Below are 566 nucleotides of genomic sequence, written 5' to 3' on the forward strand. Positions count from 1 at the left end.
CATCGCCTACCGCATTCAGTGATAGTCGGCTGGTCGCACTATCGACCGTCATCCACGTCGCGGTTTCTGTGTCGCTCGCGGGGTTGCCCGCTGTATCTGTCACATCCGCTTTCACGGTGATGTTGCCATCAACCAGACCGGCTGCGCTTAGGTCTTCCGTGGTGCTGAACGTACCGTCCGCTTGAACGGTCGCCTCGAACTCGGCGGTGTTGGCTGGGTCCGCGCTGTCGGTCACGGTCAAGGTCACTGTCTGACCGGCTTCGACGTTGTCAGTTGTACCGTCCAACGTCACCGCATCCGCTTCGCTCGCGCTGAGGTTGCCATCGCCTACCGCATTCAAGTCGATAGTCGGCTGGTCGTCACTTAGATCCGCATCCAACGTCGCGGTTTCTGTGTCGCTCGCGGGGTTGGCCGCTGTATCTGTCACATCCGCTTTCACGGTGATGTTGCCATCAACCAGACCGGCTGCGCTTAGGTCTTCCGTGGTGCTGAACGTACCGTCCGCTTGAACGGTCGCCTCGAACTCGGCGGTGTTGGCTGGGTCCGGCGCTGGTCGGTCACGGTCA

General features: G+C 61.0%; 1 pseudogene. It reads right to left on the reverse strand.

The features are described from left to right. Window positions 1-566, reverse strand: a pseudogene (locus DZ54_RS23070) (RTX toxin); the annotation flags it as partial.

The sequence above is a fragment of the Salinivibrio socompensis S35 genome (genome assembly GCF_000513715.1).
Classification (GTDB): Bacteria; Pseudomonadota; Gammaproteobacteria; order Enterobacterales; family Vibrionaceae; genus Salinivibrio; species Salinivibrio socompensis.